This is a genomic window from Mycobacterium syngnathidarum, from assembly GCF_001942625.1.
Lineage (GTDB): Bacteria > Actinomycetota > Actinomycetes > Mycobacteriales > Mycobacteriaceae > Mycobacterium > Mycobacterium syngnathidarum.
Genome location: NZ_MLCL01000033.1, coordinates 37,580 through 61,096, shown reverse-complemented (window position 1 = coordinate 61,096; position 23,517 = coordinate 37,580). Strand labels below are relative to the sequence as shown.

The window sequence follows — 23,517 nt, the reverse complement described above, 5'->3', positions numbered from 1 at the left end:
GCTAGCCCCGGCCGATCTCGGCGCGCAGCGCGGCCAATGCCGCGTCGATACCCGCCGCCCCCTTACCGGAACCTTGTGCCATGTCCGCTTTTCCACCGCCGCGGCCGTTGACCGCCGCGCTGAACGGTTTGACCAACTCGTTGGCGCGCAGCCCCAGATCCTGCGCCGCCGGGTTGACCGCGACCACGAAGGGCACCGCGTCGTTCTCGCCCTCGGCGATCAGCGCCACCACTGCGGGGTCGGCACCGAGCTTGCCCCGGATGTCACCCACCAGGCTGCGCAGATCACCGGCCGACATGCCCCCGGCCATCCGTTGCGCGACAACCCGGACCTTGCCGATCGTCTCGGCACCGGCGGCCGCATTGGCCGCCGCGGCCCGCGCGTTGGCCAGCCGAGCCTTCTCCAGTTCCTTCTCGGCGGCCTTGAGACGCTCGACCAGGTTCGCCACCCGGGCAGGCACCTCTTCGGAGGGCACCTTGAGCGATGAGGCCAGCCCCGCCATCAGTGCCCGTTCCTTGGCCAGGTGGCGGAACGACTCGAGGCCGACGTAGGCCTCGACACGTCGGATACCGGACCCGACCGAGGACTCTCCGAGGATGGTCACCGGGCCGATCTGGGCCGAGTTGCTCACATGGGTGCCACCGCACAGTTCGAGCGAGAACGGCCCGCCGATGTCGACCACCCGCACCTGGTCGGGGTAGTTCTCCCCGAACATCGCCATCGCGCCCATCGCCTTGGCTTTGTCCAGCGCGGTGATGAAGGTGTTCACCTGATAGTCGGCCTCGACGGCCTGGTTGGTCACTTCTTCGATCTGTGCGCGCTGGTCATCGGTGAGCGCGCCCTGCCAGTTGAAGTCGAACCGCAGATAGCCGGGGCGGTTCAGCGAACCGGCCTGAACGGCGGTGGGGCCCAGGACCTGCCGCAACGCGGCATGCACCATGTGGGTTCCGGAGTGCCCCTGGGTGGCGCCGTGGCGCCACTTGGGATCGACGGCGGCGGCCACGGTGTCGCCCTCGACGAACTCGCCGGATTCCACGTTGACCCGATGCGCCCACAGGGTTTTCGCGATCTTCTGCACATCGGTGACGGCCGCCTTGGCGGTCTCCGAGCTTCCGGTCCCGGTGATCGCGCCTTCGTCGGCGATCTGCCCACCGGACTCGGCGTAGAACGGAGTGCGGTCCAGGATCAGCTCGACACGGTCGGCCTCGAGGCCTTCGTGCCCCACCACGGGCACGCGCTTGCCGTCCACGAAGATCCCGAGAATCCTTGCCTCGGAAGTCAATTCGTCGAAACCGGTGAATTCGGTGGGGCCGGCGTCAACCAGCTCGCGGTATGCCGACAGGTCAGTGTGGGCTTGCTTGCGGGCGGCGGCGTCGGCCTTGGCGCGCTGACGCTGCTCGGCCATCAGTGTCCGGAAACCCTGCTCGTCGACGGACAGGCCGGCCTCGGCCGCCATCTCCAGCGTGAGGTCGATCGGGAAACCGTAGGTGTCGTGCAAGGTGAACGCATCGCTGCCGGACAGCGTGGACTTTCCGGCGGCGCGCGTCGTGCGGGCGGCATCGTCGAACAGTCGTGAGCCGGCGGCCAATGTGCGGTTGAACGCGGTCTCTTCCGCGACGGCGATGCGGTTGATGCGCTCGAAGTCGTTGACGAGCTCCGGGTAGGAGGGCCCCATCTCGTCACGCACCGTGGTCATCAGCTGGCTCATGATGGGCTGCTCGACGCCGAGCAGCTTGGCCGCGCGGATGATGCGACGCAGCAGGCGGCGCAGCACATAGCCACGGCCCTCGTTGCCGGGGCTGACCCCGTCGCCGATGATGATGGCCGCGGTACGGCTGTGGTCGGCGATGATGCGGTAGCGCACGTCGTCCTCGTGGTTACCGGCGCCGTATCCGCGCGGCGCGATCCCGGCGACCAAGTCGATCACCGGACGCACCAGATCGGTCTCGTACACGTTGTCGACGTCCTGCAGCAGGCACGCTATGCGCTCGACACCCATCCCGGTGTCGATGTTCTTGCGCGGCAACGGGCCGAGGATGTCGAAGTCGTCCTTCGACCTGCCTTCACCGCGTTCGTTCTGCATGAACACGAGATTCCAGATCTCGATGTAGCGATCCTCGTTGGCCTCGGGGCCGCCCTCGATGCCGTATTCGGGGCCGCGGTCGTAGTAGATCTCCGAACACGGTCCACACGGTCCGGGAATGCCCATCGACCAGTAGTTGTCGGCCATGCCGCGGCGCTGGATGCGCTCAAGCGGCAGCCCGGCGACTTCCTGCCAGAGCTGAATCGCCTCGTCGTCGTCCAGATAGACCGTTGCCCACAACTTTTCCGGGTCGAATCCGTAGCCGCCCTCGCTGACCGGGTTCGTCAACAAGGTCCAGGCCAGCTCGATGGCGCCCTTCTTGAAGTAGTCGCCGAAGGAGAAGTTTCCGGCCATCTGGAAGAAGGTGTTGTGCCGGGTGGTGATGCCCACCTCGTCGATGTCAGGGGTCCGGATGCACTTCTGCACGCTGGTGGCGCGATCCCACGGCGGTGTGCGGGCACCGAGGAAGTAGGGCACGAACTGCACCATGCCGGCGTTGACGAACAACAGGTTGGGATCGTCGAGGATCACCGATGCGCTGGGCACCTCGGTGTGGCCCGCTTTCACGAAATGATCGAGGAAGCGCTTCCTGATCTCGTGTGTCTGCACGTTGCTCGTGTCCTCGTGTTCGTGGGTGGCTGGGGTTGCGCGGCAACCACCAGTTCGACCGCTTTACATTACCGTTCTGCGTGTTCGCTCCGAAAAGGCGACGAGCGTCACTGCCCCAGAAAGCTGAGCCGGACGCTGCGCTGCGGGTTGTCGCGGTTCAGGTCGACCAGCACCACGCTCTGCCAGGTTCCCAGCAGGGGGCGCCCCGCCTGGACCGGCAACGTCACCGACGGCGACACCAACGCGGGCAGCACGTGATCGGCACCATGGCCGAACGATCCGTGGCTGTGCCGGTAACGATCATCGCGGGGCAACAACCGTTCCAGGGTATCGAGCAGGTCGTCGTCGGAGCCGGCACCGGTCTCGATGATGGCTACACCCGCCGTGGCGTGCGGCACGAACACGTTGCACAACCCATCGCGGTGCGGGCCACAGAACTCGCGCACCGAGTCGGTGAGATCGACGATGCGCTGCCGCGAGGTGTCCACGTCGATCACGTCGGTATCCATCCACCCAGCCTACGAGTCTGTCGCCACACCATTGCCCGCCGCGACACACCGGAGGAAGGTGGAGGTGGAACCGGTGGCGCCACCGGGGCGCCGCCCTGGCAGGGAAGAGGTGGATCGTGTTCGCACGTTCAACCACGATCGCAGCGCGCACCCAGGCCATCGATGCCGGCATCGCCCATGTTCGCGACGAAGTGATGCCTGCCCTCGACGATGTGGAGGGCTGTGTGGGCCTGTCGCTGATGGTCAACCGGGAATCCGGCGAGTGCATCCTGACGACGGCGTGGCGGACCGAAGACGCCATGCACGCCAGCGCCGCCGCAGTCGCACCGCTGCGCCATCGCGTGGTGGAGACATTCGCCGGAACCGCCACTGTCGACGAATGGGAGATCGCGGTGGTCCACCGCGAGCAATATTCGGGCTCCGGCGCCTGCGTGCGGGCCACCTGGCTGCGAACCCGCCCCGAACTGTTCGACCGGGCCGTGGACTTCTACCGCACCTCGGTGCTGCCGGCAATGGAAGACCTAGAGGGCTTCTGCAGCGCCAGCCTCATGCTCGACAGGGCTTCGGGACGGGCAGTGTCCTCGGCCACGTTCGACAGCGCCGAAGCGATGGAGCACAACCGTGATCAGGCCAGGGCGCTACGCACCGCCCGTCTACGTGACTTGAGCGCCGATCAGATCGATGTCGGAGAGTTCGAGCTCGCGCTCGCCCACCTGCGGGTCCCCGAGATGGCCTGACCCGGGCTCCTCCAGAATTGACGGCACCGTTTGGCTGGTCCGAGCCCGGGGTATCTCCCCTCCACGCCAAGACAGCCCTGGAGGAGAAAATGACCATCACCGGCATCATCAGCGCGATCTTGATCGGCATCGTCGTCGGCCTGATCGGCCGGCTGATCGTCCCCGGCAGACAACCTATCGGGATTCTGGTGACGATCCTGGTCGGAATCGTTTCGGCATTCATCGGCAGTGCCATAGCCCGTGCGCTCGGCATCCCGACCATGACCAGCGGCATCGACTGGCTCGAATTGCTCGTCCAGGTCATCGTCGCCGCCATCGGTGTGGCCCTGGTGTCCGCGTTCATGGGGCGCGGAAGGACAGGGGTTTTCGGTCACCGACGGTCCGGCCTGCTGCGCTGACCGACTCGCCGCGCCACGGTCCCAGTTGAACCTCAACTGGGACCGTGGTTTTCGTGTGGATCAGCGCCGGGCCCGACGAATGATGGCCCGTAGCTTGTCCACCCGGGTGGCGAGTTCACGTTCGAAGCCACGACCCGTCGGCTGGTAGTAGTCCACTCCCACCAGGTCGTCGGGTGGATATTGTTGTGGCACAACACCGTCGGGATGATCGTGAGCGTACTTGTATCCCACGGCGTTGCCGAGCTTCTGCGCTCCTGAGTAGTGACCGTCCCGCAAGTTCGGCGGCACCAAGCCGGCCTTGCCTGCGCGAATGTCATTCATCGCCGCCCCGAGCGCTGTGGTCACCGCGTTGGACTTCGGCGCGGTGGCCAGGTGGACCGTGGCATGGGCGAGCGTCAACTGCGCCTCGGGCATCCCGATCAGCTGCACCGTCTGGGCAGCGGCCACCGCGGTCGGTAGCGCGGTGGGGTCGGCCATCCCGATGTCCTCGCTGGCCAGGATCATCAACCGGCGCGCCACGAATCGCGGGTCCTCCCCCGCGACCAGCATCCGCGCCAGGTAGTGCAACGCCGCATCGACATCGGATCCACGCACCGACTTGATGAACGCGCTGATCACGTCGTAGTGCTGATCGCCGTCGCGGTCGTAGCGCACCGCGGCCTTGTCCAGGGACTGCTCGATGATCTCCACGGTGATGGTGCCGCCGGGACCGCCTGCGGTTTCAGCGGCGACCTCCAGGGCGGTCAGCGCACGACGGGCGTCTCCCGAGGACAGCCGCACCAGCAGGTCGACGGCCTCGTCCGTGGCCTCGACGGCACCGCCGAGCCCGCGCGGATCGGTCAGCGCGCGGCGCACCACGGTGCCGATGTCCTCGGGGCCGAGCGGCTGCAGCTGCAGGATCAGCGAGCGCGACAGCAGTGGCGCGACGACCGAGAACGACGGGTTTTCCGTGGTCGCGGCGACCAGCAGGACCACGCGGTTCTCCACCGCCGCCAGCAGCGCGTCCTGCTGCGTCTTGGAGAACCGGTGCACCTCGTCGATGAACAGCACGGTTTGTTCGCCGTGATGAACGAGCGCGATGCGCGCCTTTTCCAAGACCGCGCGGACTTCCTTGACCCCTGCGCTCAGCGCCGACAGCGCCTCGAACCGGCGGCCGGTGGCCTGCGAGATCAGCGAGGCCAGGGTGGTCTTGCCCGTGCCCGGAGGGCCGTAGAGGATGACCGACGCGGCACCGGATCCCTCCACCAGGCGGCGCAACGGCGAGCCCGCCTGCAACAGATGGTTCTGGCCGAGCACCTCGTCGAGTCCGGCGGGGCGCATCCGCACCGCCAGCGGCGCAGAGGCGGGGGCCGGCGCACCGGGGCCCGCGGCTGCGGGCTCACCTGGCACGTCGAACAAGCTGTCGGACACGCCTTCTGCTTACCACGCCGGAGCGACGAACCAGGCCGGTGCGGTCACGAAGCCGGTGCGGTCACGAAATCGATGAGCTCCTCGACCCGGCCGATCAACGCGGGCTCCAGGTCGTTCCAGTCCCGCACCCGCCCGCGGATCCGCTGCCAGGCCCGGGCGATGTCGGCCTGATCATGATGCGGCCAGCCGAGCGACTCACAGATGCCGTGTTTCCACTCGATGTTGCGCGGGATCGCCGGCCAGGCCTTCATCCCGAGCCGGGCAGGTTTGACGGACTGCCAGATATCGACGAAGGGGTGCCCGACCACCAGGGTGTGCTCCCCGCCCGGGCCGCGCCGTACCGCCTCGGCGATCCGTGCTTCCTTGGACCCGGCGACCAGGTGATCGACCAGCACACCCAGTCGTCGACCCGGACCGGGCGTGAACTCGGCGACGATGTCGACCAGGTCATCGACGCCGCCCAGATATTCGACGACGACACCCTCGATGCGAAGGTCCGCGCCCCAGACCTGTTCGACGAGTTCGGCGTCGTGGCGGCCTTCCACATAGATCCGGCTGGCCAGCGCGACCCGGGCCTTGGCGTTCGGTACCGCCACCGATCCCGACGCCGTACGGGCCGGCGCCGCCGTCCGTTTGGGCACCACGAGGCTCACCGGCTTGCCGTCGATCAGGAAACCCGGCCCCATCGGGAATGCCCGCACCTTGCCCCGGCGGTCTTCGAGTTCGACTCGGCCACCTTCGATCCGCACCACGGCACCCACGTACCCGCTCTGGGCATCCTCGACGACCAGGCCCTTCTCCGCGGGCTGTTCCTTCGATCGAGTCAGCTTCGGAGTGTGCGGGTTTCGGGACAGGATGTCGGAACCGTAGCGATCATTCACGCGGCGATCCTAGAAACGCCTGATCCGAAGCCGGCGTTGCGACATACCATCGTGACCGTGCTGTTAACTCGCACGCTCGCAGCCGCGTCGGCGCTGGTGTTGACGTTCTCGGCGAGTGCGTGCGGCCCGCAAGCATCACCGGACTGCGGCGTGCCGGGAATGACGGTGTGTCCCAAGCCCATCGACCATGACCTGCCAGACGTCGCGGACATGCTCACCTGGAATCAGGCGCAGCGGGTGGTCGGATTCCGCAACGACTACCGGGCCTACCCCGGCGACGTGTTCCGCCACGGCGATCCGTTTCCGCTGCCCAAGGCAGATCACCAGTTGACGGCCGCGTCCTACACCGTCGACGGCGTCGCCCACGACCTCGGCGATTACCTGGACCGCCAGAGCGTCACCGGGATGCTGGTGCTCAAAGACGGCGAGATCGCCTTTGAGCATTACGGTGCCGGGAACGACGCCTCGACGCTGTGGACGTCACGATCGGTCGGCAAGTCGGTGGTGTCCACGCTGGTCGGTGTCGCGGTGAAGGAAGGCGCGATCGGATCCCTCGATGACCCCGTGACGAAGTACGAGCCCGATTTCGTCGGCACCGCGTTCGACGGCGTCACCGTGCGCCAGCTCATCACGCACACCTCGGGCGTCGAGTGGAACGAGGATTACACCGATCCGGGATCGGATTTCGCCAAACTCACCGCATGTGAAGCCGCTGACGACACCTACCGTTGTGTGTATTCACTCGTGCACGGGCTCGAACGAAAGCCCGGCGTCAACCCGGGCGAGGTGTGGTCCTACACCACCGGCGGAGCCTGGTTGCTCGGTGATCTCCTGGAGAAGGCCACGGGCACGAATCTGGCCACGTATCTGCAGGACAAGATCTGGAAGCCGTTCGGCATGGCCGCTGACGGGGTCTGGCATTCCTACGAACTGGGCCGTCACGACATGGGCGGGCACGGGTTCAATGCCACCCTCACCGACTGGGGACGCTTCGGGCTGTACGTGATGCGTAACGGTGAGCTGCCCGACGGCACCGACACCCTGCCCGAGGGGTGGGTGCGCGACGCGCGGACGTGGACGACTGCCCGCGGTTCGGTGACCGCGAGCCACCCCGAAGGCACCTACGGCTATCAGTGGTGGAACAACAGCATCGCCGCCGACGCCGGCGACGTGAGTCCACCCCGAACCGCCGGGATGGATGAAAACCTGTGGGCCTTGGGGATATTCGGCCAGGTGATCATGGTCGATCAACGACAGAAACTGGTCATCGTGCAATGGTCGACGTGGCCGCAGGCCGAGCCCGCCTTCAACACCCTGCCGCTGGAGACGGCACTGATGTTCGGCGCCATAGCAGCCGAACTCAACCGGCGGTGACCTCGTCGACGACGCTGTGAACGAACCGCATCTTCTCCAGGACCGCCGGAGCCAACACGAACGGGTATAGATCGTCGTGGCCCATCGACCGGTTCACCATGTTCAGCGACCACGCCAGTGGCAACCACATGGCGACGATGGTGTCGAACCCGGCCGGACCCAGCAGCCGTCGGCCGAACGTGGCCCCCGACGGCGCGAACCCGAATGCCGCAGCGGTGTCGAGGGTGTCGCGGATGTGCAGATAGTGGGCGAAGGTCTCGGCCCAGTCCTCGGCGGCGTGCATGGTCGCGTACGACGACACGAAGTCGTCCTCCCAACCCGGCTCAGGGCCGTCGTTGTAGTGCCGGTCCAGCGCGGCCTGGTAGTCGGCGTCCGGATCTCCGAACAACTCAGCGAACCGCGCAGAGTAGTCCCGTGACGGGGCCACCAGTCGATAGAAGTAGTAGTGCCCGATTTCATGGCGGAAGTGTCCGAGCAGCGTGCGGTACGGCTCTTCCATCGCGATCCGCAACTGCTCGCGGTGCACGTCGTCGCCCTCGGCGAGATCCAGGGTGATGACGCCGTTGTGATGGCCGGTGAACACCTTCTCGAACTGGCTGGAGAGCAGATCGAACGCCAGCCCGAACTGAGGATCCTCGGCACGGCTGACGATCGGCAACTTCAATTCGTGGAGTTCGGCGATGAGCCGGCGCTTTGCGCGCTCGGCCTCGGCGAACGACGCCAACGCCTCGGTATCGGTGTCGTCGGGCCGGGTTCTGGTGAGCCGGCACGACAAGCACAACGGATCGTCACCGACGCGCACCAGCCAATTACATTCGGCCAGATGCAGATTCGCGCACAGCCGATATTGATTCGCGTCGACCGCACCGGTATGGCCGCCTTGGCCCTCATCGGTGATCACCAGCAACGCCATGTCATCGAGTGAGAACCCGAGCGGGCTGCGACACGACAAGCACAGCGAGTTCTCGAACGCCAGCCGCTGGCCGCACCTCGGGCAGTTGAAATCACGCATGCAACAACCCCCCTCGATCGGGCGGACACGGCGCCACATCCACCGACACCTCGATCACGCTGCTGAGAGAATCGGTGTAGATGATGCCCCGCAACGGAGGTATGTCGGCGTAGTCGCGGCCGAAGCCGGCCACGATGTAGCGCTCGTCGACCATCTGGTCATTGGTGGGATCCATTCCCAGCCAGACGTTCTGCGGTGTCCACACCGACGCCCAGGCATGTGTGGCGTCGATCCCGATCATGCGTTCCTTGCCGGGCGGTGGATCGGTGGCCAGATAGCCCGAGACGTAACTGGCAGCCAGACCGTTGGCCCGCAGACAGGCGATGGCCAACCGGGCGAAGTCTTGGCATACCCCCGCCCGGGCCGCCAGCACGTCGGCCACCGCGGTGGACACCGTCGTCGACCCGGACCGATAGGTGAAGTCGGAGTAGATCCTCGACGTCAGGTCCCCAAGCACCTCGATCAGCGGCCGCCCGGGCACGAAGCTGGGTGCGGCGTACTGGCGGACCGCGTCCGTGATCTCCGCCTGCGCGAGGTCGAGGGCGAATTCGGCGGCCAGTGCGCCATCGCCGCCCACCGGGCGGGCCAGCTCCCACGGCGCCCTCGCCGAGGCACCCGAATAGTGTTCGGGCGCAGGTGGATCCACCTCGACCACGGAGCGGCTGGTGATGCTCAGGGTGCGGTGCCGCTCGGTGACGTGGAAATACGAGCTGATGTTGCCGTAGGAGTCGCGGCTGGTGGAGCTGTCGGCCGCCTCCGGGTCGATCACCAGCTCGTGGGACAGGCAGCGTTGCCACGGCAGCTCACGTGGGGTGAGAAAGCCGCGCCCGTACGAGCTGGTGACATCGTCGGAATAGCGATAGACCGTGCGGTGGGTGATCTCATGGCAGCGGGTCGCCGTCGCGCCGGCCGGACCGGTCATGGCACCACCCGCCGTTCATCGGGCCCCCACAACGGTTGCATCCCGCCGGGTAGGGACAGGTGCGCCGCGGTGATGACACCCGAGAGCTCCCGCAGACCGGAGTGCACCCCGTCGAGCAGGTCGGCCAATTCCGCCCGAGTCCCGCCGGCGGTGATTTCTTCGAGATCCGCCGGATCCAGTCGACGCAGTCGGGTCACCAGTTCGTCGAGCAGACGTTCGGCACGTGAGGATCCCGATGCTCCGGGCAACGGCTTGAGGTCGGACCGGATGCGTTCCAACTGATAGATCAGCGACCGGGGGTTCTCGGCATCGAAGAGCAGCAGTTCGGCGATCGCGGCGATGCTGATCCGGCCGGGGTTGCGCCGCCGATAGATCACCGAGGATTCGCACACCACCAGGACCGACTCGGCCACCGCGCGTTCGGCTGCCGCACCGCGCCCCGCGGTCAACGTGGTGCGCAGTAAAGCCGTGAGCGCCAGCCCGCGCTCGATGCGCTTGCCGAGGTCCATCATGGTCCAGCCCACGTCCTGGACCATCGATTCGGCGGCCACTCCGGACAGTGCCAACATCCCGGCCAGGGTCTGGCTGTGCGCGGTCGCCAGATACGCCTCTGCGACATTGGGCGATTGGGGCGGGACGGCCGAGGGCTGCAACACCGCACGTTCGACACCGGCCAGCACCATCCAGGTGTCGTTGGACATCTGGTCGCGTACCGCCCGGGCTGCCAGACCGAGGCGTTCCACCGATTGCGCGAGCGATCCCGCCCGATGCCGGTCGGCGGTGACCGACCACAGTGTGGTCGGGGCGATCGAGATCATCTCGTGGGCATCGGCGGCGTCACCGGTGTCGGTGCCGGTGATGGATCCGATCGCCGCCAGCAGGACCGGGACACACTGGCTTTCCTCAAGATCCCGGCGATAGCGGTATTCGTGGTAGCGCTCCCGGGTGATGGTGAGCAGCCGCGCCATGCTCTCGGCGCGTTCGGCGTAACGGCCCATCCAGAACAGGTCCGAGAGCACCCGCGGCGAACTGACCGCCCGGGTCGGGCTGGGCACCGTCGCCACGGAAACCGGTTCGACCGAGACCGTCGGGATTCGCTCGGCGGTGACGCGTTGCGGTGTCTGCACCCAAACATCTTTGGCGGCAAGGGTGTTCATTCGGTAGGCGGCGCTTCCCGGGGCGACGACGTAGCCGAGTCCACCGATCATCGGCGCATATCCCCCGCGCTGAGCGACGGTGAACAACCTCATGCCGACGTTTCCTGGCGACAGCCCCTTGGATCGGTAATTGGTCGGCGCGGTGGAAAACTGGGGCAACTCCTGGCCCACCCACCGCGTGGGCTCGGCCTCGATACGGGCGGCCAGGTCCTCTCGGTCGGCCGCCGCCAGCATCGGCCCGACAATCGTGGCGCCGCCGTTGACCGGCCGGACCAACAGCGAGGACAACTTGGTGAGCAGATGGGATCGTTCGATGTCGACTCCGCCCCAGTACATCGGTGCGGTCGGCAGTTGCGGTGTCTCGTCCAGCAACAGCCTGGCCAGCTGCGGCAAAAACCGTGCCAGACCGGGACTTTCCAGAATCCCGCTGCCCAGCGTGTTCACCACCGTGACCGATCCGCGACGTAACGCCTCCACCAGGCCGGCAACGCCGAGCCGGGAATCGGGGCGCAGGTCCAGCGGATCGACATAGTCGGCGTCGACCCGCCGCAGTACGACGTCGACGCGCTTGAGCGTGCCCAGCGACCGCATCCACAGCGTGCCGTCGCGGACCACGAGATCGGCACTCTCCACCAGCGGGAAGCCGAGCACACCGGCCAGATAGGCCTGGTCGAAGGCGGTCTCGGAGTGGATCCCGGGGCTGAGCACCACAACCATCGGCTCCTCGGCCGCCTCGGGAGCCGCGTCCAGAAGCGCCAATCGCAACGCCTGAGCCCACGGCGAGGCGGGTCGCGGACCGACCCGCTCGTACAGGTCGGGGGCGGCGTGTGCGATGACACGGCGATCCGCCAGGGCGTAACCGGCACCCGAGGGCGCCTGGGTCCAATCCGCGTTCACCATGAAGGCACCATCGGCGCCGCGACTGACATCGCAGCCGTGCAGGAACAACTGATGGCGGCCGGGCACCACGATGCCGCGCGCGGCCCGCAGATATCCCGGATGAGCGAACAACAATTGCGCCGGGAGCACCCCGCTGGTGAGCGAACGGCGCGCGCCGTACAGATCGGTCAGCACCGCGTCGAGAAGCCGTGACCGCTGCACCAGCCCCGATTCCAGGCAGTCCCAATCGGCAGCCGAGAGCATCAGCGGCAGCGCATCCAGGTGCCAGGGTCCCGGCACCGCGGTGCCGTCGTCGTCGGTGACGACCTCCCCGTGGCGATCCACCTGGATGTAGGTGATGCCGTCGTTGTCGACGAGACCGCGCACCATGGCGCGCAGCCGGTCCAGGCCGTCACGACCACGCTCACCGATCCCCGCCGCCAACTCGCTCCAAGCCGGCCGGACGTTGCCCGACACATCGACCAACTCGTCGTATCCGGCGCCGAGGCCGGCGTCGCGCACGTCGAACAACGCGCGTTGGGCCCCGGACCGGCGGTAGGCGGCCAGCAACCCGTCGACGTCGATCCCGTCGGCGGCGCGACTCGCACCGGTGTCCAGGGCAACACCGGTGGCCTGAGCGGACTCCGGTGAGCCGTTCGCGCGAAGAACCATCAGTCAAGGACGGTACGCAACCGGCGAAGATCCCGGCTTGCTGGCGCACCGAGATCAGTGAATTCGGCCGGATTCGCTCAGCGCTGGTTGAATTCGGTGGAGCAATCGACGTGAAGGGATGTGGCCAACGGCGATGTGGAGCACCGTGCTGGTGATGGCCGCCGTGGCGGCGGTCGACCCCCTCAGAATCGGCGTGGTTGCCTTCATGCTGTCGCGGTCACGCCCTTTGCGGTTGCTGCTCCCGTTCTTCCTGTTGGCCTTCACCGCCAATGTCGCGGTCGGCGCCGCGGTGGTGTTCGTGTTCAAGAACGTGACCGGCGACGGCGGGCGCACCATGCCCCCGGGCCTGGAGATCGGCATCGGGATCGCGGCGCTGATGATCGGCGTCCTGTCCATCACAGGTGTGCTCGAACGCCTGGTCACGCGGGTGCGCACCCGCAGGGCCGCGCCGGCCGCAGTGGGCCACCACGGCACCGGCGCGCCCACCGAGGAGGACGTGCCGGGTCTGTCGAAACTGCCGGGCGGGATGCAGGCCGCGTTGCGTGGCGAGGCGCCGTGGGCGGCCGGCCTCCTGGGCCTGATCAACGGTTTTCCCACGCCGTACTACCTGGCCGCGATGGCTGCCGCCCTCACCTCGGACGCCGGGGTCACCGAGCAGATGGCCGCGATGGTCGTGTTCAATCTCGTGGGATTCCTCGCCGCGATCATCCCGATCATCAGTTTCTGGGTGGCGCCGGCACCGACCCGCTCAGGCGTCGAACGCATCTACGAGTGGATGGGCATTCACCATCGACTCGTGGTGGCCGCGATCGCCGGTGCGGTCGGCGTGTATTTCCTCGCCATCGGCATCAGCCACCTGTGACGGCATGGTCGTCGCAGCGCGTGTCTCAGCGCGCGGCGAATCTGCGGTAGAGCGCGAGCATCACGACACCGGCCGTTGTGATTCCCGTCAGGTTGACGCCGAGCTGTAGCACGGACCGGGCCGCGATGTCCCACTCCCCGACCGTCGCGGCGACCACCGCGAAACCGGCCGCGGGAACCGTCGTCACCGAGATGAAGACACCCACCAGCGCCGAGGATTTCGCCGACACCAGCGACAACATTCCGGCCGCACCCGCCAGTAAGGCCACCACCAATGAGAAAGGGCCGACCCGGAAGATGAAATCCACCTGCTGAAGGTCTCGGAAACTGGTCAAGGACACCCATCCGAGGGCTTCGAAGCCCAACGTGGCCAGGGCGGTGACGCCCATGGCGACGGGGAAGCCGATCAGCAGTGCCGCGCCGGCCCGGCGAGCCAACGACATCCGACGTTGCACCAGTGCGACCGCGAGCGCGGCCAACGGACCGAACTCGGGACCGACGACCATGGCGCCGACGACGGTGACCGCGGAGTCGCTGACGACGCCGACCGCGGCGAGCAGACACGCGATACACAAGAACATCAGATACGTCGCGTTGAGGCTGGATTCCTCGCGAGTGCGCGATACCAGCTCATCCCAGATCACCGCATCGGCGCCGTCTCCCTCGGTGGCATCCTCGGCGTGAAAGGCCGACGCGGACAGGACGGTGTCGAGTGGCTCCAGGGTGATGGCCCCCAAATGCGGCACATCAAGGGATTTCAACCGCTCCACCACATCGTTGGCCGCCTCCCGGACCAAGATGGCCGTGATCTCGTCTCCGGCCGGATCTCTCGCATCCCCGGCGTGCACCACGACATTCGTGACGCCGGGTTCCCGGTCGAAGACGTTCAGGATCGGTGCCCGCAGATCGGCGGGCGCGATGACACGTAAGTGCAGCACCGGCCGAGAGTAGCGCCGGCCTCAATCCCACCAGAAGACCCACAGCGGATGTGCCAGGCGGGGTGGCCAATTCGGCAGCCGTGAGCCCCGGCTCGATACGCTACTGGCCGTGTTCGGTCAGGATCTCCAACGCTTGGGCAGCGCGGCTCACGACGTGCGACGCTCGACGCGGACCACAAGTTCCTCTGCCGGCACGCGGTGTCCTTCCTCACAACGGATTTCGACTCCGGCCACGGCACCGCATCCGTCATGGGCGAGCCTGAGCCCGGTGTCGCCGAGATGTTTGCGACCCCACTCGAACATGGCCCACACCACCGGCATGAAGTCGGTCCCGGATTCGGTGAGTATGTACTCGTCGCGCTCCCGCTGACCGGGTTCGCGGTAGGGACGCTTTGCCAGCAGCCCGGCGGCCACGAGGTCAGACAGGCGTGCCGAGGTCGCCGCTTTGGTGATCCCGACCCGGCGGGAGAAGTCGTCGAATCTGGTGGTGCCGTAGAAGGCCTCGCGCATGATGAGCATCGCCGATTTGGTGCCCGCGAACGCCATGGTCCGTTCGATCGGGCAATGCCCCACCGCCGACCAACTGTCCCGATTGGCGAGCTTGCCCTGCAGCATTCCCACGGAATCAAACTCCATCCCTGAGTTGTTCTTACTATACCCAGGTGTTATACCTGGGTAGCCATAACAATACTCAGCGCGGAGCATCAGGAGGGCCAGATGACCGGATATGCAGACCGGGACGCAGTCATCGTCGGAGCGGTTCGGACGCCGATCGGCAAAGGCAAGGCCGGTGGCGCGCTGCACGGCGTCCTGCCCGCGGACCTTCTGGCGCACAGCCTGCGGGAGCTGATCGCGCGCACCGGCGTGGACCCCGTACTGGTCGACGATGTCATTGCGGGCGCAGTCACGCAGGTCGGCGATCAAGCCGTCAACATCGCGCGCAACGCCCTGCTGGGCGCGGGCTTCCCCGAACGCGTCCCCGGGACCACCGTCGACCGCCAGTGCGGCAGCAGCCAGCAGGCCATCAGCTTCGCCGCCCAGGGCGTGCTGGCCGGTGCCTACGACGTCGTGATCGCCGCGGGTGTGGAGTCGATGTCGCGAGTACCGATGGGCAGCTCGGTGTTGCCGGGCAGCGACCCGTTCGGCCTGGCGTTCGCCGAGCGCTACTCCGAAGGCCTTGTCCCGCAGGGCATCAGCGCCGAACTGATCGCGGCAAAATGGGGCTTCTCCCGCGCCCAGCTCGATGAGTTCTCCGCGGGCAGCCACGAGAAGGCGGCGCGGGCCACCAAGGACGGCCTGTTCGAGGCCGAACTCGCCCCCGTCGCCGGGTTGAGCACCGACGAGATCATCCGCCCGGGAACCACGGTGGAGACCTTGTCCGGGTTGAGGCCGGCGTTCTACAACGAGGCCTACGCCGCGCGCTTTCCTCAGATCAACTGGGAGATCACCCCCGGCAACTCGTCACCGCTGTCCGACGGCAGCGCCGCAGTGATGATCACCAGCGGTGCGACTGCGCGCAAGCTGGGTTTGAGCCCGCTCGCGCGTATTCACACCACCACCGTGGTGGGGTCCGATCCGCTGTACATGCTGACCGGTGTCATCCCGGCCACCGAAAAGGTACTGGCGCGTGCGGGTTTGACGCTGGCAGATATCGACCTGTTCGAGGTCAACGAGGCGTTCGCGCCGGTGGTGCTGGCGTGGGCGCATGACACCGGTGCCGATCTAAGCAAGACGAATGTCAACGGCGGGGCCATCGCGATCGGGCACCCGCTGGGCGCCAGCGGGGCACGCATCATGACCACCCTGGTCAATGCGCTCGAGCAGCGCGGCGGACGCTACGGCCTGCAGACGATGTGTGAGGGCGGCGGCATGGCCAACGCCACCGTCATCGAGCGGCTGTAACAGCCGGTTTGTCACGCTGGAGTGGCATTCGAACTCCACTGCCACTCCAGCGTGACAACTGACGCGAGCAAGTGCTACGCGCGGACGAGTTCGAAAAGTGGGATGGCGCGTGTGGTCTTGGCCTGGTACTCGGCGAAGACCGGGGCCCGCTCGATGATCTTCGGGTACGCCGCGTCACGCTCCTCGGCGGGCAGCTCGCGGGCCGTCACGTCGTAGGCGTCGGTACCGACTTCGATGCGGGCCTTCGGATCGGCCCGCAGGTTGTGCACCCACGCCGGATCCTTGGGCGCGCCGGCATAGGAACCGACGATCAGCATGCGCCCGCCCACATCGAGGTATGCCAGCGGGGACAGCCGAGGCTGACCCGACTTGGCCCCGGTGGTGTGCAGCAGCAACAGTGTGCCGCCCTCGAACGGGCCGCCCACCTTTCCGCCGTTGGCCCGGAATTCCTCGACCACGTTGCGGTTGAAGTCGTCGAGAGCCGCCACATCGGCGACCAGTTCGCTCTTGTCGAAGTCAGGATCGATATCGGTCATGACTTCTTGAGCTCCTCGGGCTTGGCGTCTATTCCCGATTCCTTGCGCTGCTGCGGGGTGACCGGCGCGGGCGCATCGGTCAGCGGGTCGACGCCACCACCGGACTTGGGGAACGCGATGACCTCGCGGATCGAGTCCACCCCGGCCAGCAGGGCGGTGATGCGGTCCCAGCCGAACGCGATCCCGCCGTGCGGAGGAGCCCCGAAGGCGAAGGCGTCCAACAGGAATCCGAATTTGTCCTGGGCTTCCTCGTGGTCGATGCCCATCATCGCGAACACCCGCTCCTGGATGTCGCGGCGGTGGATACGGATCGAGCCGCCGCCGATCTCGTTGCCGTTGCAGACGATGTCGTAGGCGTCCGAGAGCGCGCTGCCGGGATCGGTGTCGAAGGTGCCCTCCGATTCCACCTTCGGTGCGGTGAAGGCGTGGTGCACGGCCGTCCAGGCACCGGAACCCACCGCCACGTCGCCCGAGGCGGTCGCGACATCGGCGGGCTCGAACATCGGGAAGTCGACCACCCAGGTGAACGCCCAGGCGGCCGGGTCGATCAGGTCCAGACGCTTGGCGATCTCGATGCGGGTGGCGCCCAGCAGGGCTCGCGCCGTGCGGGCCGGGCCGGCCGCGAAGAAAACGCAGTCACCGGGCTTGGCACCGACGTGGGCGGCCAGGCCGTCGCGCTCGGCGTCGGTGAGGTTCTTGGCCACGGGGCCGCCCAGCGTGCCGTCTTCGCCCACGAGCACATAGGCCAACCCCTTGTGGCCGCGCTGTTTGGCGAACTCCTGCCAACCGTCCAACGTGCGACGCGGCTGCGATGCCCCGCCCGACATCACCACAGCCCCCACGTAGGGCGCCTGGAACACCCGGAACGGCGTGTCCTTGAAGTACTCGGTGCATTCGATGAGCTCGACGCCGAACCGCAGGTCGGGCTTGTCGGAGCCGAACCGGCGCATCGCCTCTTCATAGCCGATCCGGGGCAGTGGTAGCGGCAGGTCGTAACCGATGGTCGCCCAGACCGCCTTCAGTACCTGCTCGGCGATCCCCATCACGTCGTCGGCGTCGACGAAGCTGAGCTCCATGTCCAGCTGGGTGAATTCGGGCTGGCGATCGGCGCGGAAGTCCTCGTCGCGGTAGCACCGGGCGATCTGGTAGTAGCGCTCCATGCCCGCCACCATGAGCAGCTGCTTGAACAGCTGCGGGCTCTGCGGCAGCGCGTAGAAGGAGCCGGGTTGCAGGCGTGCGGGCACCAGGAAGTCGCGGGCGCCCTCCGGCGTCGAGCGGGTCAAGGTCGGGGTTTCGATCTCGATGAAGTCATGCTCGGCCAGGACGCCGCGAGCAGCGGCATTCACCTTGGAGCGCAACCGGATTGCGTTGCCCGGTCCCTCACGGCGCAGATCCAGGTAGCGGTACTTCAGCCGGGCTTCCTCACCGGCAGTCTCGTCAAGCTGGAACGGCAGTGGGGCGCTCTCGGACAGTACGGTCAACGCGGTGGCGTTCACCTCGATGGAGCCCGTCGGGATCTCGGGATTCTCGTTGCCCTCGGGACGGACCTCGACCACGCCGGTGACGGCGATGCAGAACTCGGCGCGCAGCCGGTGGGCGGCGGCCAGCACGTCGCCCTCGCGGAACACCACCTGCGACACGCTCTGCCCATCTCCTTGCCCACCACCAGCCCCGTCGCGCAGATCGATGAAGATGACGCCGCCGTGATCACGGCGACGCGCCACCCATCCCGCCAAAGTGACCGTTTGACCCGCATCCGCGGCCCGCAATGAACCGGCGGCATGACTGCGCAGCACGAAAACTCCTCATGAAGACTGGTGGGACGAGTGAACAGTCTAGAGAGTCCACCGGCGGCGGTAACTTGGCGAGGTGGATGAGCGCTCGCCCGAAGACCCGGCAGACCTGAACTCCCCCATCGCGGTCATCGGCCCCGGCGCGATCGGTTCCACCGTGGCGGCGCTGCTGTACGCCGCAGGCAAATCAATTCTGCTGTGTGGCCGGACTCCGCGCGACGGCGTCGACGTCCGGCCCGACGACGGGGAACCGATTCGGGTGCCGGGCCCCGTGCACACCGATCCGGCCGGCGTCGAAGGCCCGTTCCGGGTGGTCTTTCTCGCGGTCAAGGACACTCAGAACGCCCGGGCCGCGGCCTGGCTGGACCGGCTGTGCGATGAGAAGACGGTGGTGTGCGCGCTGCAGAACGGCGTCGAACAGGTCGAGCGGGTCAGTGCGCTCAGCCGGTACACCGACGAGGCCCACGTGGTGCCCGCAGCGGTGTGGATCTCCTCGGAGATGCAGCCCGGAGGTTGGGTGCGGTTGCGCAGCGAGGCCCGGCTGGTCCTGCCCGACACCCCGCCGGCCGCGACCGTGGCCGAGGCGGTGCGCGGCAGCGCGATCAGCGTCGAACACGATCCCGATTTCCGCACCGCGGCCTGGCGCAAGCTGCTGGTCAACGCCGTGGTCGGTTTCATGGTCCTGGCGGGCCGCCGGACGGGCATGTTCCGTCGTGACGACGTGGCGGCGCTGGCGCGGCGCTATCTGACCGAATGCCTGGCCGTGGCTCGCGCCGACGGCGCCGATCTGGGTGGCGAAGTGGTCGAGCAGATCGTCGACATGCTGGCCACCGCACCCGAGGATCTGACCACCTCGATGCTGACCGACCGCCAGGCCGGCAGACCGCTGGAGTGGGACATCCGCAACGGCGTCATCATCCGTAAGGCGGCCGCACTCGGCCTGCCCACCCCGATCAGCGACGTCATCGTTCCACTGTTGGCCGCGGCCGGCGACGGGCCGGGCTGACGCCTCGGCTTATCCGAAGATCGCCCGCAGGCTCATCAGTCCGACGCACCCGATGATGGCGGCCACCGGGACGGTGATCACCCACGCCAACGCGATCGGTTTCATCAGATTCCAGTTGGCGGCCTTGTTCACGATGCCGACACCGAGCACTGCGCCGATGAGAATGTGCGTGCTCGATACCGGCAGGCCGAGCACCGAGGCTCCCATCACGACGCCGGCCGCCGACAGTTCAGCGGCGAAACCGGACGCCGGATGCATTTTGGTCAGCCCGGAACCCACGGTTCGGATGACGTTACGGCCGATGAACCACAGGCCGACGATCAAAGCAACGCCGAAGGTGGCCATCACGGCCGTGGGTACTGCGGCCTTGCCTTCGATGGCATTGGTCTTGAGGGTCTCGACGATCGCGGCGAAAGGGCCCACCGCGTTGGCGATGTCGTTGCTGCCGTGACTGAACGCGAACGCCGATGCCGTGAACACCTGCATCCAACTGAAGAGCAGGAACGTGGACTTCGACAGGGCTTGGTTCTTGAGTGTCCTGGCGAAGATGAAGACGGCCATCCAGACAGCGGCCCCGATCATCGCCATGATCAGATAATTGGTCAGCGAGGACAACCCGATGTGCAGGTTCTTCAGCCCCTTGAACAGCAGCATCGACGAGATGACGATCGCGCCGAAGGCCGCCAACAGCGGAACCCAGTTCTCCAGCGCGCGATGCGCGTCGACTTCCTTTGCCTTCGCGTCGATCGTGTGGAGCTCTTTGTAGTAGTCCGATTCGAGTTCCGCCGGGTCGAAATCACCGCTGCTCGCCGTGATCGCGTCTTGGGCAAGCGTGTTGGTGTAAGAGATCTGCTGCAGTTCGTCGAGGCGCTCGAACGCTTGCCTGTGTCTCTTGCGCATCTCGATGCGCTCGGTCTTGAGTGCGCGCAGCCGCTCGTCGGCCCTGTCGCCGTAGATCAGGATGTGTCGCTTGATCGCGCCGAACAGCAGGTACGCCACGAACCCGCCGAGCACCGGTGAGACGAACCAGGACAGCACGATCTGGCCGATCTCGGTCCACTGCACCATGTCGAGACCACCCTGGCCGGTGAGATAGCCCAAGGTGACTGCGGCACCGACGATGCCGCCGATGATCGAGTGCGTCGTCGAAACCGGCCAACCCATTCGGGTGGCGACCAGCAACCAGACCGCAGCGCCCAGCAACGCGGCCATCATGATGAAGACGAAATCCTGCGGCACGATCTCGATACCTTGCAGGTCCACGATGCCGCTGCGGATCGTGTCGGTCACCTCGCCACCTGCGATCACGGCGCCGCTGACTTCGAACACAGCCGCGACCATCAGCGCTTGCTTCATACTCAGCGTGCCGGCACCAACGCTGGTGCCGAAGGAGTTCGCCACATCGTTTCCACCGATGTTGAACGCCATGAACACACCGAAGATGGTGGCAACGATCAGAATGACCTTGTTGGCACCGTCGCCGACGTAATCGAACGCCCACACCGAGAACGCCGCGAATACCGCGATGCCGAGGACACCGAACGATACGTGCCAGTTGGTGTCCTCACCCAGGAACCCACCTCGTGCGGGTGTCGCCGGGTGGGCAGGTGGACTATCTAGACCCGTTGACATGCAATCCCCTCGAAAATCGAATCGACTGCTGACACGATGGAGGACCTCGGTAAATGTCGGGCAACAGCGGAGCGACGCGCGGATGGCCCTCTAAATGCGGCCTCTCGATCCCCACCTGATCGACACCGGACTAGACACATTGACTTAAGGTGTCTACCCATGGCCCGGACCTACCAGTGCGAACGCGTCGAGTTGGATTTCATCGACCGCGCGCCGTTCCGCTTCGTCAGCACCATCGACCTCGCCATCACGCCCGAGCAGCTGTTCGAGGTGCTCGGCGACGCGACTTCCTGGCCACAGTGGGCCACCGTCATCACCAATGTGGAATGGACCAGCCCCGAGCCCCGCGGCGTCGGAACCACCCGCACGGTCACCATGCGCGGTCACATCGTCGGCGATGAGGAGTTCCTGGCCTGGGAACCTTTCTCCCACATGGCTTTCCGTTTCAACACCAGCACCTCGAACGCGATCTCGGCCTTCGCCGAGGACTACCGTGTGGTTGAGACCGCCGGCGGCTGTCACCTGACCTGGGTGATGGCCATGAAGCCCAGCGGCCTGGCCGGGCGGCTCGGGATGACCATGGGCCGGCCGGTGATGGCATGGCTGTTCCAGCGGTTTCTGCACAACCTCCGCCGCTATACCGCCGACGAGCGCTCGCGCGAGGAGTAGACAGCACTGAGCGCTACGGCAAGTAAGGGCTAACCCAGCCCCTCCCACGCCGCCCTGCGCAGCGCGTCAGGATCGGCCACCGTCTCGTCCCGCGCGGAACGGATCACCCTGGTCAGGCGCTGTTCGGTGTGATACTCCGGCCACTCGGCGATCTCGGCCCGCGCGAAGTCCAGCCAGGTGCGTTGCATCCGCCGGCCGACCGACGGCTGGACCCGGCGACCCAGGGGATGCAGTTTGCGCCCCAGATACGAGCCGTAGCTGTGCTGGATGTGCACGATCTCGCTGCCGTGGGTGGCGCCCAGCCCCAAGGCCTTCAGCGTCCAGGTGGTGTGGTCGAACCGGTACACGTGGGTCGGCGCGTGCGGACTGTAGGCGTCGGCAAATGCCCATGTCGGTGCGCCGAACATGACATCGGAGCCGAAGGCGATCAGGGCCCGTCGCCGGGGGAAATCGGGGTAGGCGGCAAGAATCCGATCGCGGTCGTGCGGAGCATGGCGACGAAGGTAGTCCTGGACCCCGGCCGGCGTGGTCGGCAACATCGGGGGCTTTCCCCAGGCGAACATCGACGCTTCGTGGCTGTTCGTGCCGATGATCAACGGCACCGCGCAGACCGCGCCGGCGCGGGCCGCCTGGATCGGATGCAGCGGCAGCAGGTCGACACCGTGGGTCAGCCCGTAGGCCAACGTCGGTGTGTGCTGCGCACTCTCGAGCTGCAGCTGACCGGCGGCGCGGCGTAACTGGCGTTGCGGCAGCACCTTGAGCTGCTCGGCTCCGACACCGAGCAGGTGCATGAAGCGCCGGGACTGACGTGCCCGGTCTTCGCGGCCGGCGATGAGCGGCAATGCCGGGCTCTGGGCGATCGCCCGGGCGAACAGGCCGTCCGCGGCGGGGCTGGCCAGCAGGGCCAACACCGATGTGGCACCGGCCGATTCGCCGAACACCGTCACCTGTTCGGGATCGCCGCCGAATGCGGCGATGTTGTCGCGTACCCATTGCAGCGCGGCGATCTGGTCGCGCAGGCACAGGTTGTCGTCGAATCCCTCGCCCAGGTCGCCGAGTTCGAATCCGCCGAACACGCCGAGCCGATACGTGACATTGACGACGACGACGTTGCCGTTGGCGGCCAGTCGCGAACCGTTGTAGAGCTGCAACTGGCCGGCGCCGTAGACGAATGCCCCGCCGGGGATCCACACCATCACCGGCAGCGACCCGCCGGTGTCGGGTGACCACACCGTGACGGTCAGGCACGCCTCGTCCCGCACCTTGGGGTCGTCCCGGCCTCCGCCGACGAACGAACGGCCCTGTGGCGGTAATGGGCCGTGCTCGACGGCGTCGCGGATCCCGGACCAGGGCACCACGGGCTGAGGCGCCAGGAAGCGCAATGCGCCGATGGGCTGCTGGGCGTACTCGACACCTCGCCAGACGCTGACCCCGCCTTCACGGGTGCCGCGTAACCGCCCCAGCGAGGTGTGGGCGATGGTCGAATGTTCCGCAACGACGGACACGTCTGAATCGTAGTGTGAAAAGCTTAACGGGC

20 protein-coding genes are annotated in these 23,517 nt (G+C 66.8%); 7 read left to right on the top strand and 13 right to left on the bottom strand.

Features of this window, described 5'->3' with window-relative positions:
- Position 1 precedes the first annotated feature (1 nt).
- A complete protein-coding gene (alaS, locus tag BKG60_RS10805) occupies positions 2-2,692 on the bottom strand; it encodes an alanine--tRNA ligase (protein WP_070943627.1) in 2,691 nt (896 codons plus the stop codon).
- Between the two features lie 107 nt (positions 2,693-2,799).
- On the bottom strand, positions 2,800-3,189 hold the full coding sequence (locus tag BKG60_RS10800; protein WP_171055152.1) for a secondary thiamine-phosphate synthase enzyme YjbQ: 390 nt from the start codon (positions 3,187-3,189) through the stop codon (positions 2,800-2,802).
- Between the two features lie 128 nt (positions 3,190-3,317).
- Here BKG60_RS10800 and BKG60_RS10795 point away from each other — a divergent pair, with 128 nt between their 5' ends.
- Both BKG60_RS10795 and BKG60_RS10790 read left to right on the top strand, forming a co-directional pair.
- Positions 3,318-3,938 (top strand): antibiotic biosynthesis monooxygenase, encoded by a 621-nt coding sequence (locus BKG60_RS10795; RefSeq protein ID WP_070943625.1) that lies wholly within the window; start codon positions 3,318-3,320, stop codon positions 3,936-3,938.
- Between the two features lie 89 nt (positions 3,939-4,027).
- Positions 4,028-4,336, top strand: a complete 309-nt coding sequence (locus tag BKG60_RS10790) for a GlsB/YeaQ/YmgE family stress response membrane protein (RefSeq protein WP_070186888.1) — start codon at positions 4,028-4,030, stop codon at positions 4,334-4,336.
- Positions 4,337-4,396: 60 nt separating this feature from the next.
- Here BKG60_RS10790 and BKG60_RS10785 read toward each other — a convergent pair whose 3' ends face one another.
- Both BKG60_RS10785 and BKG60_RS10780 read right to left on the bottom strand, forming a co-directional pair.
- A complete protein-coding gene (locus BKG60_RS10785) occupies positions 4,397-5,746 on the bottom strand; it encodes a replication-associated recombination protein A (protein WP_070186889.1) in 1,350 nt (449 codons plus the stop codon).
- Positions 5,747-5,790: 44 nt separating this feature from the next.
- Entirely contained in the window at positions 5,791-6,627 is an 837-nt protein-coding gene (locus BKG60_RS10780) for a DUF3097 domain-containing protein (protein ID WP_070186890.1), read from the bottom strand.
- A gap of 57 nt (positions 6,628-6,684) precedes the next feature.
- On the opposite strand from BKG60_RS10780, the gene BKG60_RS10775 reads away from it, so the two are divergent.
- Entirely contained in the window at positions 6,685-8,001 is a 1,317-nt protein-coding gene (locus tag BKG60_RS10775) for a serine hydrolase domain-containing protein (RefSeq protein ID WP_207549534.1), read from the top strand.
- Here BKG60_RS10775 and BKG60_RS10770 read toward each other — a convergent pair.
- Genes BKG60_RS10770 through BKG60_RS10760 form a run of 3 tightly spaced genes read right to left on the bottom strand, consistent with a single transcriptional unit; the run spans position 7,988 to position 12,643 of the window.
- Entirely contained in the window at positions 7,988-9,013 is a 1,026-nt protein-coding gene (locus BKG60_RS10770) for a zinc-binding metallopeptidase family protein (protein ID WP_070186891.1), read from the bottom strand. The genes BKG60_RS10775 and BKG60_RS10770 overlap by 14 nt on opposite strands.
- Entirely contained in the window at positions 9,006-9,935 is a 930-nt protein-coding gene (locus tag BKG60_RS10765) for a transglutaminase family protein (protein ID WP_070186892.1), read from the bottom strand. The genes BKG60_RS10770 and BKG60_RS10765 overlap by 8 nt, the downstream gene beginning before the upstream one ends.
- Positions 9,932-12,643 carry a circularly permuted type 2 ATP-grasp protein gene (locus tag BKG60_RS10760; RefSeq protein ID WP_075909637.1) on the bottom strand — a complete coding sequence of 904 codons (2,712 nt, stop codon included), beginning with the start codon at positions 12,641-12,643 and terminating at the stop codon, positions 9,932-9,934. The genes BKG60_RS10765 and BKG60_RS10760 overlap by 4 nt, the downstream gene beginning before the upstream one ends.
- A 118-nt stretch (positions 12,644-12,761) precedes the next feature.
- Here BKG60_RS10760 and BKG60_RS10755 point away from each other — a divergent pair, with 118 nt between their 5' ends.
- On the top strand, positions 12,762-13,505 hold the full coding sequence (locus tag BKG60_RS10755; RefSeq protein ID WP_234998318.1) for a GAP family protein: 744 nt from the start codon (positions 12,762-12,764) through the stop codon (positions 13,503-13,505).
- A 25-nt stretch (positions 13,506-13,530) separates the two neighbouring features.
- Here BKG60_RS10755 and BKG60_RS10750 read toward each other — a convergent pair whose 3' ends face one another.
- Both BKG60_RS10750 and BKG60_RS10745 read right to left on the bottom strand, forming a co-directional pair.
- Positions 13,531-14,442, bottom strand: coding sequence for a DUF389 domain-containing protein (locus tag BKG60_RS10750; RefSeq protein WP_070186894.1), 912 nt, complete (start codon positions 14,440-14,442; stop codon positions 13,531-13,533).
- A 147-nt stretch (positions 14,443-14,589) separates the two neighbouring features.
- A complete protein-coding gene (locus BKG60_RS10745; RefSeq protein WP_120764882.1) occupies positions 14,590-15,078 on the bottom strand; it encodes a winged helix-turn-helix transcriptional regulator in 489 nt (162 codons plus the stop codon).
- 81 nt (positions 15,079-15,159) lie between these two features.
- Between BKG60_RS10745 and BKG60_RS10740 the strand changes: the two genes are divergently transcribed.
- Positions 15,160-16,344 carry a thiolase family protein gene (locus BKG60_RS10740; RefSeq protein WP_070943623.1) on the top strand — a complete coding sequence of 395 codons (1,185 nt, stop codon included), beginning with the start codon at positions 15,160-15,162 and terminating at the stop codon, positions 16,342-16,344.
- A 74-nt stretch (positions 16,345-16,418) separates the two neighbouring features.
- Here BKG60_RS10740 and BKG60_RS10735 read toward each other — a convergent pair whose 3' ends face one another.
- Both BKG60_RS10735 and aspS read right to left on the bottom strand, forming a co-directional pair.
- A complete protein-coding gene (locus BKG60_RS10735) occupies positions 16,419-16,880 on the bottom strand; it encodes a nitroreductase family deazaflavin-dependent oxidoreductase (protein ID WP_070943622.1) in 462 nt (153 codons plus the stop codon).
- Entirely contained in the window at positions 16,877-18,676 is a 1,800-nt protein-coding gene (gene aspS / locus BKG60_RS10730; RefSeq protein ID WP_070943621.1) for an aspartate--tRNA ligase, read from the bottom strand. Before aspS ends, BKG60_RS10735 begins: the two co-directional genes overlap by 4 nt.
- A 106-nt stretch (positions 18,677-18,782) precedes the next feature.
- On the opposite strand from aspS, the gene BKG60_RS10725 reads away from it, so the two are divergent.
- Positions 18,783-19,679, top strand: coding sequence for an oxidoreductase (locus BKG60_RS10725; protein ID WP_070943736.1), 897 nt, complete (start codon positions 18,783-18,785; stop codon positions 19,677-19,679).
- Between the two features lie 9 nt (positions 19,680-19,688).
- Here the strand turns inward: BKG60_RS10725 and BKG60_RS10720 are convergent, their stop codons facing one another.
- Positions 19,689-21,311 (bottom strand): inorganic phosphate transporter, encoded by a 1,623-nt coding sequence (locus tag BKG60_RS10720; RefSeq protein WP_070943620.1) that lies wholly within the window; start codon positions 21,309-21,311, stop codon positions 19,689-19,691.
- 159 nt (positions 21,312-21,470) lie between these two features.
- Here BKG60_RS10720 and BKG60_RS10715 point away from each other — a divergent pair, with 159 nt between their 5' ends.
- Positions 21,471-21,980: an SRPBCC family protein gene (locus BKG60_RS10715; RefSeq protein ID WP_070943619.1), complete on the top strand. Its 510-nt coding sequence runs from the start codon at positions 21,471-21,473 to the stop codon at positions 21,978-21,980.
- 29 nt (positions 21,981-22,009) lie between these two features.
- Here BKG60_RS10715 and BKG60_RS10710 read toward each other — a convergent pair whose 3' ends face one another.
- Positions 22,010-23,485, bottom strand: a complete 1,476-nt coding sequence (locus BKG60_RS10710; protein WP_070943618.1) for a carboxylesterase/lipase family protein — start codon at positions 23,483-23,485, stop codon at positions 22,010-22,012.
- Between the last annotated feature and the right edge of the window lie 32 nt (positions 23,486-23,517).

What these genes read in the sequence shown, in the direction of transcription:
- BKG60_RS10790 (WP_070186888.1), top strand. Translation starts at nt 4,028, where the DNA reads ATGACCATCACCGGCATCATCAGCGCGATCTTGATCGGCATCGTCGTC.
- BKG60_RS10770 (WP_070186891.1), bottom strand. Translation starts at nt 9,013, where the DNA reads ATGCGTGATTTCAACTGCCCGAGGTGCGGCCAGCGGCTGGCGTTCGAG.
- BKG60_RS10765 (WP_070186892.1), bottom strand. Translation starts at nt 9,935, where the DNA reads ATGACCGGTCCGGCCGGCGCGACGGCGACCCGCTGCCATGAGATCACC.
- BKG60_RS10760 (WP_075909637.1), bottom strand. Translation starts at nt 12,643, where the DNA reads ATGGTTCTTCGCGCGAACGGCTCACCGGAGTCCGCTCAGGCCACCGGT.
- BKG60_RS10755 (WP_234998318.1), top strand. Translation starts at nt 12,762, where the DNA reads ATGTGGCCAACGGCGATGTGGAGCACCGTGCTGGTGATGGCCGCCGTG.
- BKG60_RS10745 (WP_120764882.1), bottom strand. Translation starts at nt 15,078, where the DNA reads ATGGAGTTTGATTCCGTGGGAATGCTGCAGGGCAAGCTCGCCAATCGG.
- BKG60_RS10740 (WP_070943623.1), top strand. Translation starts at nt 15,160, where the DNA reads ATGACCGGATATGCAGACCGGGACGCAGTCATCGTCGGAGCGGTTCGG.
- BKG60_RS10735 (WP_070943622.1), bottom strand. Translation starts at nt 16,880, where the DNA reads ATGACCGATATCGATCCTGACTTCGACAAGAGCGAACTGGTCGCCGAT.
- BKG60_RS10720 (WP_070943620.1), bottom strand. Translation starts at nt 21,311, where the DNA reads ATGTCAACGGGTCTAGATAGTCCACCTGCCCACCCGGCGACACCCGCA.
- BKG60_RS10715 (WP_070943619.1), top strand. Translation starts at nt 21,471, where the DNA reads ATGGCCCGGACCTACCAGTGCGAACGCGTCGAGTTGGATTTCATCGAC.